Source organism: Synergistaceae bacterium (assembly GCA_017444345.1).
GTDB lineage: Bacteria > Synergistota > Synergistia > Synergistales > Aminobacteriaceae > JAFUXM01.
The window spans coordinates 1-9,685 of the sequence record JAFSWW010000043.1 but is presented as its reverse complement, the minus strand read 5'-3'; the positions used below and the strand labels follow the sequence as shown (position 1 = coordinate 9,685).

The window sequence follows — 9,685 nt, the reverse complement described above, 5'->3', positions numbered from 1 at the left end:
GGAGGGACTCACTATGCGGCGTGGAATTATTATTAATAAAAATATTGCGGGATTTCATAATTTGCCGGGATTTACATAAAATTTTGTCGAGTGAACGGGACTCACCATGAGGCGTGGAATTATTATTAATAAAAATATTACGGGATTTCATAATTTGCCGGGATTTATATAAAATTTTGTCGAGTGAACGGGACTCACTATGCGGCGGGGAATTACTATTAATAAAAATATTGCTAGGATTTATAAAAATTTATCAGGCGGGACTCAAAATATAAACGTGTAAAAATTTTTTGTGTGAACTCGTGAAGATTGCTAAAAATTTTATGACTCTATGCACTCAAAATTACCGCGAAATTTTTTGCATATAACAAAATTTTTTTGCTTTATAAATAATTGCTATAACTGGAAAAATTTAATATTTTTGTAGCTGTAAATGTAGCTGTAAAATCTCTCTTGTTTTGCTGATTAATCAATAAAATATTTACAATCATTCTATCATAAAAAAATTTATAGAATCTTTCACAGAATCACGACTCAACAGTTAAAATATAGCGTGTTGAATCATATAAAATTTTTCAGGAGGTTTGACTTATTCATGCATAAAAAATTTTTTGCTGTAATTATATTCTTGCTCTTGATGAGTTCATTATCATGGGCAGAAACTTTCACAGTAACGACGACTAATGCGGACGGGAGCGGCTCACTTGCTTGGGCTGTCAACGGCGTAAACTCTTCACAAAGCACGGAGAATTATATTTATTTTGACTCGTCTATAAAATCTCTGACTCTTCCTAAAGAATTAACGCTGAATTCAAATGTTATTATTGACGGCGGCGGGGTGTCTCTAACTGCTGCAAAGGGTACGAGGCTTTTTACTGTTACGGCCGGGACTGTTTTATTTGACAGCTTAACATTCAAGGGAGGCCAAGTTATAGCAGACGACGGCGGAGCAGTAAAAATCACAGGGCCTGACTCAAATGTTGAATTTACTAACTGCACATTTTACAATAACGAGTCCGAGAATTTCGGCGGGGCTGTATGTGCTACGAACGGGACGACGAGATTAATTTTTTGTACTGTCGCAGGAAATATAGCAGATAACGGCGCTCTTGCTGTCAGAAATGGGACAATGAATATTTTTGCGTCTGTAATAGTCGGCAATACAAGCAGCAACGATATTTATAAAGCTGACTCGGGCAATTTATCCGGCAATGATAATATTATCGGGACAAGTAATTATAATTTTAGCTCTAATAATTTATCAGGTCAGAAATTGAGCGACGTATTATTAACAAATTCTTACGGGCTGCCGTTGCTTGAAAATATTGACGGAGTAGAAATTATCAAACTCACAGGAACATCACCGGCAAGAGATTTTGTGAATCCTTCAAATAATTATAATATCGAATATGACGAAATAGGAACATCGAGGCCGCAGTTAAATTATAGTGATTCGGGAGCTTATGAGGCCTTACCCGTTGCAGTTGAGAGTATATTTATAAATCATTACCCATATATGCAAGTCAGCACGACTGAAAAAATAAGCATTGATATTTACCCGCTGGACTCGTCGTTAAATGTTCGTGATTATCCGCCTTCAGGTGTCGAATGGAAAAGCGATAATGCGGCAATTATAGAAATCGACTCAGAAGGCCAAGCCCACGCAGTAGGAACGGGAAGCACTTATATAACGGCAACTGTTCACGGGTGGGACTCAAACGGGCGAGAAATGAGCAAGACTTCAAACGCAATTTACATAACAGCAGGCACTGAAGCTCGCAGACCACTTAGAGCCTCAATTACTCCTATTGACGATTTAACAATGTATGTTGAGCAGACAAGAATATTAATTCCTGAAGTAACAATCGATATGAATGATATTATATTTGAAGACGGCGATTATTCATTAAATGTGAGTTCGTCGGCAAATAATATAGTTACAGCTGAAATAGTTTCGGGCGACAGTGTGAGACTCACAGCAGGCCAAGAAACAGGCGAGTCAGTTATAACACTTGAAGCGCGTCCATTTCCTGAAGGAGATTCTACAAATATATCTTTTACTGTAAACGTAAATCAGCAAATGTATGTTCACAAATCAGGCGGGGGCGGTTGTAATACGGGCTTTGCGGGCGCGTTGATTCTCGCATGTGCATATTTTATAAAGCGTGAAAGGAGTCATAAATAATGAATCTTTCTGATTATATGAGCAAATATATAAATTCAAATCCTGATAATAATTGCTGCTGGTTTAATAATAAATGGCTGTCTCGTAAAGAGTTCGGCGAGCTTGCAAATAAAGTTATTGACTTATTGAGCGAGTCGGGATTTACTGTCGGCCAAAGATTAGCGGTATTAATGCCAAATTCACCGATGACTCTAGCGATGATTTATGCAGCATGGAAACTCGGAGGGGTATTCTGCCCATTGAACGAGAAGACCGGAGAAATTTCACTATTGAAGACTCTTGACTTATTAAAGCCGTTTGCAGTTATATTATCAGACGGAGTGAAAAGCGAATTAGAGGACTCGTTAAATAAAGCGGGCTGGGTTTGTGCTAGATTCGGATCTGAAGAATTACGAGGCAATGAAAAATTTACGGGTAAGACTCAACCTGCTGACGATTTTGATAAGACTCTTGCTGTGATATTCTCGACTTCAGGAACAACAGGAGATCCTAAAGCAGTTCCCTTGACTCATGATAATATTTACGATAATTGCGTTGCATGTCTTGAACACGTGCCCGATTTAAAACCTTCTGACAGTTTATTAAATGTTTTGCCGAATTTCCACGCCTTTGGATTCACAATTTGCAGTGTATTACCCTTTATACTGGGAGCGACTCAAGTTTTAGTTGCAAGTTTTATGCCGCCTTCAAATGTGATAAAAGCTCTTGAGCTAACACATCCGACAGTATTATTACTTGTGCCGACGATGCTGGGATTTTCTGCTTCAGTCTTAGAACGTGCAGGGAAGAAATTAACGGGAATAAAACTCGTTATAGCCGGCGGAGATAGATATAACACAAAACTTGACGACAGAATCACTCAAGCATTTGGAGTCCCCGTTATAGAAGGTTACGGAATTACAGAATGTTCGCCGGTCTTGGCCGTGAATCCGAGTCCTTCAGTGCGCAAATTAGGAACAGTAGGGCCTGCACTGCCTAGATTTGAGTTAGAATTACGCAGCGAGTCGGGCGAAAAAGTTAATATACCGGGCGAGGGCGTTTTATGGACTCGTGGGCCTTCTGTAACATCATGTTATTATCATGCTGAAGAAGTTACGCGCGAGAGATTTATTAACGGCTGGTTTAACACGGGCGATTATGTGCAGATAGATTCAGACGGGTATATAAAAATTTTAGATCGAGTAACTGATATTATCATAGTCGGAGGCTTTAACGTCTACCCTCAGGAAGTCGAGGCTATATTATCAGAACATCCCGCAGTAAATACGGCCGTCGTCGTGGGAATGCCAAACGATATAAGCGGAGAAGTTCCCAAGGCGTTCATAATTCGCAATCCTGAAATAAACGTAACAGAAAGCGAGCTTGTGAAATTCTGCAAAGAAAGATTATCACACTATAAAGTCCCTCGTGCTATTGAATTTGTTGACTCTCTGCCTATTTCTGCGACTGGTAAAATTTTAAGACGTGTCTTGCGTCAGAAAGAACGTGATAAATAATGCGGCTCGAAAATGTTATTATTCCAAATTTAGAATCAGATCCCGAAATTAATTTATACTGGCAGGACGGAGTCTGGCATAAACGCAGGGATTTATTAAAGCTCGTGAATAATTGCGAGGAGTCATTAAAGCGCGCGGGGTTCTCAAAGGGTCAAAGGCTCGTAGTAATGCTAAGAAATTCGCCCCTGATTCCTGCGTTGTCTCTAGCTGTATGGAAATTAGGGGGAATCTTTTGCCCGCTTAACGAAAAATTCGGCTCGTCATTAGCTGGAACTCTCGAATTAATAAAGCCGTTTGCAGTAATATCAGAACACGAAATCAAGGGAATTAACTGGCCTTGCTTTACATGTGATTTGAACGCTGAGAAATTGCCGGAAATTTCAGGAACTACTCAGCCGCCCGAAAGTGAAGAATACGCCGTAATTTTTTCGACATCTGGGACGACCGGACTCCCTAAAGCAGTGCCTTTGACTCATGATAATTTATATAGTAACTGCATAGCAACCCGCGAAAGAGTCGAATCACTAAGCAGTCAAGATACTTTCTTGAATGTTTTGCCAAATTTTCACTCATTCGGTTACACTGTTACAATAATTTTGCCGCTCGTCCTGAATGCTAAATTAGCGATTGCCCCGTCATTCCTTCCGCCTGCTGTAACAATCAGAGCAATAACTGAAGCAAAAATTGATGTCATGTTCGTAGTGCCTGCAATAATGTCGTTTTTATTAATGTCAGTCGAAAAAGGTAAAATGCCCCCCGAACCTCTATCACGAATCCGAATAATCTGCACAGGCGGCGACAAATTAAATCCTAACGTTCATAAGCAGTCATTAAATTTGCTTGGCCGGGACATAACAGAAGGTTACGGACTCACGGAAACATCGCCGGTTATTTGCATGAATCAAGATTGTGTGCATCAAAAAATTGGCAGTATAGGCCCGGTAATTAACGGCTATCACTATAAACTCAAGACTAAAGAGGGCAAGGACACTCCGGACGATGAGGGAGTTTTATGGGTGAAGGGGCCTTCAGTAACTCCGGGATATTTGCACGCTCCTGAAATAACGGCAGAAAGATTTGACTCGGACGGATATTTTAACACGGGCGATTACGTGAGAATTGACTCAGAAGGCTTTGTGTATATTCTTGACAGAGTTACAGATATTATAATAGTCGGAGGATTCAACGTGTACCCGCAAGAAGTCGAAAAAGTTTTAGCAGATCACCCCGCAGTACGTCAGGCCGTTGTTGTGGGAATGCCTCACGATATTAACGGACAAATTCCAAAGGCGTATATTTTGCTTGAGGACGGAGCAGATGACAGCAGCGAACAAAAACGGGACATTATAAAATTTGCGAAAGAGAGACTCGCACATTTCAAGACTCCAAGGGCTATAGAATTTGTGAGTGAATTTCCGTTGTCAGGATCGGGCAAAATTTTGCGAAGAGTTTTGCGTGATATGGCAGCTAAGGAAAAAGAAAAAGAGCATTAATTGTGATAAAATAGGGGCATGTGAATTAGTCCTACGATTTTATAGGAGCAGCGGTGAGGGAGCTAGCTACTCCAACGAAGTACAAATTTACCCGTTTTATCTGGAGAACCTATCCAGTAAAAACAAGACAAGTTTCACAAGATAGAATATAGCAGCGATTAGGTGATGTAACCCCGACAGGTAATCACGTCGCTGCTTCTTATTAGCGTTGTTCTTGCGGCCTTTCTTAGACATCGCATTGCACCGCCTTTCTGCAGGGGCGGATCCCCTCGGTTGAAGAGTCCCTGCTTACTCTCTGGGGCTCCCTCGTGAAAGATATTATAACATTAATTAATATATCTCATATTACGGCCAAGATAACGCAAATATTTCTTGATATTTTCGGGGATTTCTCGACTCTTGCAATAAATATTTACGACTCCTTTTCTGATTTCGAGTTTATTAATTCCGAATTGTCCGCCGAAATTTCTTAATGCAGTCAAACCCGCTAAATAATTCGCCTCGTCGGGGATTTTGCCGAACCTGTCAAGCATTTCACTTAACAAATTATCAAGCTCATCGAGTCCCACGACATTAACGAGCCTTCTGTAAATAGTAACTCTTACATCATCCTGCGGAATATAATACGACGGAATCAGCCCCCCGCCCCTGTCTGAAGTTATTTCTACTTTCTCCGGAGTCTTAATGCCTCGCAGCCTGTTTAACTCTTCTTCTAACATGCGATAAAACACTGTAAAATTTCCTGTCTTCGCATTCCCGTGCTGTTGAGTGCCTCCCACTTGGCCGCCGCCCCGAATGTCTAAATCACGTCTTGCAATCTCATAGCCCGATCCTAAATCTGTCATTGTAGAAATTGCATCGAGTCTATCTTGTGTATCTTGAGTTATAGAATTCTTATCGGGAATAAAGAAATAAGCAAATGCACGTTCACCCCGCCTGCCTACTCTGCCTCTTAACTGGTACATTTGAGCGAGTCCCAGTTCCGCCGAGTTGTCTATTATAATCGTGTTAGCACGTCCTACGTCTAAGCCGCTTTCTATTATTGTCGTCGCGATTAATATATCAATTTGTCCCGAATAAAATTCAAGCATAGTAGCTTCTAATTCTTTCTCGTTCATTTGGCCGTGAGCTGTCTTTATTCGTGAATCAGGGAAGAAGGCTTTTAACATTTTTTCATGTTCGGGCATTCGTGAAATCTTATTAGACAAAAAATATACTTGTCCGCCCCTGTTAAGCTCGTAAGTTATTGCTTTACGGATAATTGCAGCATTCCAGACTCCCGCATAAGTTGAAACCGGTAATCTATCTTCAGGCGGAGTCGATAACACGGAAATACTACGCAAGCCCCTTAACGACATAGCAAGAGTCCGGGGTATCGGAGTCGCTGAAAGACTCAAAATATCAACAGAGCCGTAATTTTGCTTGAGTCCTTCTTTATGCATAACGCCGAATCTGTGTTCTTCATCAATAATTAATAATCCTAGACGCTTAAATTTTACGCCGCCTTTCTGCAGCAATTTATGAGTCCCGATTAATATATCAATTTGCCCCTCTGAAGTTGACTCTAAAACTTTCTTGACTTCCTTAGAACTCACGAATCTTGAGACAAGCCCGACTTTAACAGGGAATCCGCTCAATCTTGACTGAAAAGTTGTAAAATGCTGCTGTGCTAATATAGTCGTAGGAACGAGTACGCAAACTTGAAAGCCGGAATTAATGACTCTAAATGCCGCTCTTAACGCAACTTCAGTCTTCCCGAATCCTACATCACCGACTAATAATCTATCCATAGGATAATTTGATGATAAATCTTTCATGATCTCGCTAACTGCCTTTAACTGGTCTGAAGTCTCATTATATGGGAATGCTCTAATAAATTCGTCGTACATTTCGTTAGTCTCGTCAAATGGCTTTCTGCGTTCGAGTTCTCTTTTTGCGTAGATTTCAAGTAAAATTTTTGCCTCCGCCTCGGCCTGCTCCTGAGTCTTGCGTGATTTATTTTTCCATACTTTGCTGCGTAAACTATCAAGCGTAATATTTTCGTTCTCGTGTTCGTTCAAGCCGGTTAATTTATAGGACTGCAAAACGGGAATTAATAATCTCTGATTATCGGCAAATTCTATAACAAGAGCATCAACAGGAGACCCGGCTGCGTTAATATTTTCGATTCCCCGGAAAACTCCCCGCCCGAAATCGTCATGTATAACGAGCTGGCCCGGTGATAATCTGCCCTCGTTCCATTCGTTAGGAGCGCGCCACTGAGTCAACGAAATATTTGCGGTGATTCCTGATAGTTCCCTGTCTGAAATAAAAGCCCGCTTTGAAGCATTATCGACAAATCCCGCAGTTATTGACTCCTCGTGAAATTCATACGGCAATTTCTTAAATACTGGGTTGCGCGAATATATCTCAACTTTATAATTTCTTGACTGCAAATCTTCACACAGACGCAAAATTAATTCGGGACTGCCTTTAAATGCCGGTAATGGCTCTGTTGAGAGTTCAGAATTTATCTTGTCAGGGTTTGACGTGATTCTTATTACCGGAAATACTGCTAATTTCATGAAAGTTTCAAGCCAAAATTTTACGTCATATTCTGATCCTGATTCAAAATATAATTCACGCCACAGCCACATAAAAGATTCTGACTGGGTCTCTATCTTGTCAGGCTCATATAAGATTATGCAGGTATCAGACGGCAATAAATCATCAGGAAATTTTTGTATTGACTCATTCAAGCCGTGTAAAACTATATTATCAAGTGCCATTAATTCGGAGCTGGTTTTCTGCGTGTCAGGGTGAAATGCGCCGATTCGCTCAATCTCGTCATCAAAAAATTCAAATCTCAACGGCATAGCATAACCGGGATCAAAAACGTCAAGAATATAACCGCGCTGAATATATTGTCCCGGAGCCCAGACTAAATTTGAACGTTTATAGCCGGCAATTTCGAGCCAAGATTTTATTTTATCGGGTGAAATTTTTTGCGATAATTTTATTTCAAGTTTGGCACTTCCCAGCAAGCAAGATGACATTAACGCCCCCGGAGTCGCTATGAGAACGCCCGAATCTTTGACCCAGTTCCTGAGAGTCTCCCCCCGTTCGAGTAATAATGCTTTAATTCCCGTATTTTGCGCTGATAACGGCAATTCTTTAAGCATGAAATAATTTCGTTCAGGGTGAAGAGCCTTAGAGTCATTCAAGAATTCTGCGGCCTGAAGTGAATCCGGAAATATTGCGATTAAATGCGATTCATTCGGACAAGTAAAGGCACGTGCTGAAATTCCCGCGCGTTCTAGTATTGATTGATTGCTGTGTAACCGCGAAAAAGTTTTTATTACTGAACGTTTCAAGTGTTCAAATCTCCCTAATTTCTTATAAATATAGCTGCGTAAATGTCCGATAATGCGTTGCGCAAGGTCGGATAAAATTTTATATTGGCAATAACGAAATATATAATAGCAAATAAATTTTTCTTAGCTAAAATATTTATTCGTTGAGTCAAAAATTTTTGTTTATTCTCTAGTAATTCATGATTTATATTATTTATGCCGAGTTCTTTAGAATGCGCTAAAAATTTTTTGTATAATTCTGAGTCAGCGCGTAAATCTTTAATCTTTCTCTCAAGTGATAATGCCTCGTGAAATGCCGCAGTCGTGTTATTCTCATGCCGCCTGAATAGTATTAACTGCCTGTTAATCAAATAAAGCGAGTCCATAATAACAGCGTGCTGCCAAAGTACAGAGTCATGAAGTTTATCAGCTGAATCAAAAATTTTGAGTCTCTCAAGAATTTCACGCCTGAATGCCATAACACAGCCCGGCCTGACATTTTCGAGCCAGTAATTTTTTAACGGGAGTCTAATAATTTCGCCGTCGTTCCTTGTTATATTTCTTAAATGAGCGTTAATTTTTTGTTTATTCGAGTCAATTGCCTGATAATTTGAAACGAGCAGCATTATATTATTATTCTCGTTCATTGCTTGAGTCATAGCTTGAATCTTATCAGGCAGCCAAATATCGTCTTGATCACAGGTAAAAATATAATCGCCCGTGCATTTATTCATAGCGAGTCTAAAGTTTTGCAGGACACCTAAATTTTTATCATTCCGGTAAACTGCCCAGCCGGTTAAATTATATTTCGCTATATAATCGCGGCAAAATTCAAATGTGCCGTCATTTGAGCAGTCATCACAAATTATTACTTCATCGGGATTTAGAGTCTGAGTCCTGATTGAGTCTAACTGCTCACCTATATATTTTATGCCGTTATATGAAGCCATAGCTACAGAAATTTTTTTATCGTTCATTAATAAAGACTCCTAAATTCATAATAATAAATTTTACCGCAAATCTCTCAATAATTGCCCGTGTATAGCGAGTCTTGCCTAATTATAAATATCGCGAATAACAAAACTCTAAATTATTCCCATTATATAAACATTTACAGCCATAACAGCTATTAACGAGTCCCCCGCGCACGCTTTTATCCTTCCCACCCGCCCGCCCTAG

Annotated in this window: 5 protein-coding genes; 3 read left to right on the top strand and 2 right to left on the bottom strand. The window is 40.0% G+C overall.

Going from position 1 to position 9,685, the window contains the following annotated elements; translation table 11 throughout:
- Positions 1–595: 595 nt before the first annotated feature.
- The 3 genes from IJS99_02705 to IJS99_02695 are packed head-to-tail and all read left to right on the top strand — an operon-like array spanning position 596 to position 5,174.
- A complete protein-coding gene (locus IJS99_02705; GenBank protein ID MBQ7560733.1) occupies positions 596–2,185 on the top strand; it encodes a hypothetical protein in 1,590 nt (529 codons plus the stop codon).
- A complete protein-coding gene (locus IJS99_02700; protein MBQ7560732.1) occupies positions 2,185–3,681 on the top strand; it encodes an AMP-binding protein in 1,497 nt (498 codons plus the stop codon). The genes IJS99_02705 and IJS99_02700 overlap by 1 nt, the downstream gene beginning before the upstream one ends.
- A complete protein-coding gene (locus IJS99_02695) occupies positions 3,681–5,174 on the top strand; it encodes an AMP-binding protein (protein MBQ7560731.1) in 1,494 nt (497 codons plus the stop codon). Before IJS99_02700 ends, IJS99_02695 begins: the two co-directional genes overlap by 1 nt.
- A gap of 326 nt (positions 5,175–5,500) precedes the next feature.
- Here IJS99_02695 and IJS99_02690 read toward each other — a convergent pair whose 3' ends face one another.
- Both IJS99_02690 and IJS99_02685 read right to left on the bottom strand, forming a co-directional pair.
- Positions 5,501–8,527, bottom strand: coding sequence for a DEAD/DEAH box helicase (locus tag IJS99_02690; protein ID MBQ7560730.1), 3,027 nt, complete (start codon positions 8,525–8,527; stop codon positions 5,501–5,503).
- A gap of 14 nt (positions 8,528–8,541) precedes the next feature.
- Positions 8,542–9,483: a glycosyltransferase gene (locus tag IJS99_02685; GenBank protein MBQ7560729.1), complete on the bottom strand. Its 942-nt coding sequence runs from the start codon at positions 9,481–9,483 to the stop codon at positions 8,542–8,544.
- Positions 9,484–9,685 lie beyond the last annotated feature (202 nt).

Bases quoted from the DNA above. Each gene is read 5' to 3' on its own strand.
- IJS99_02705 (MBQ7560733.1), top strand. From the start codon at position 596: ATGCATAAAAAATTTTTTGCTGTAATTATATTCTTGCTCTTGATGAGT.
- IJS99_02700 (MBQ7560732.1), top strand. From the start codon at position 2,185: ATGAATCTTTCTGATTATATGAGCAAATATATAAATTCAAATCCTGAT.
- IJS99_02695 (MBQ7560731.1), top strand. From the start codon at position 3,681: ATGCGGCTCGAAAATGTTATTATTCCAAATTTAGAATCAGATCCCGAA.
- IJS99_02685 (MBQ7560729.1), bottom strand. From the start codon at position 9,483: ATGAACGATAAAAAAATTTCTGTAGCTATGGCTTCATATAACGGCATA.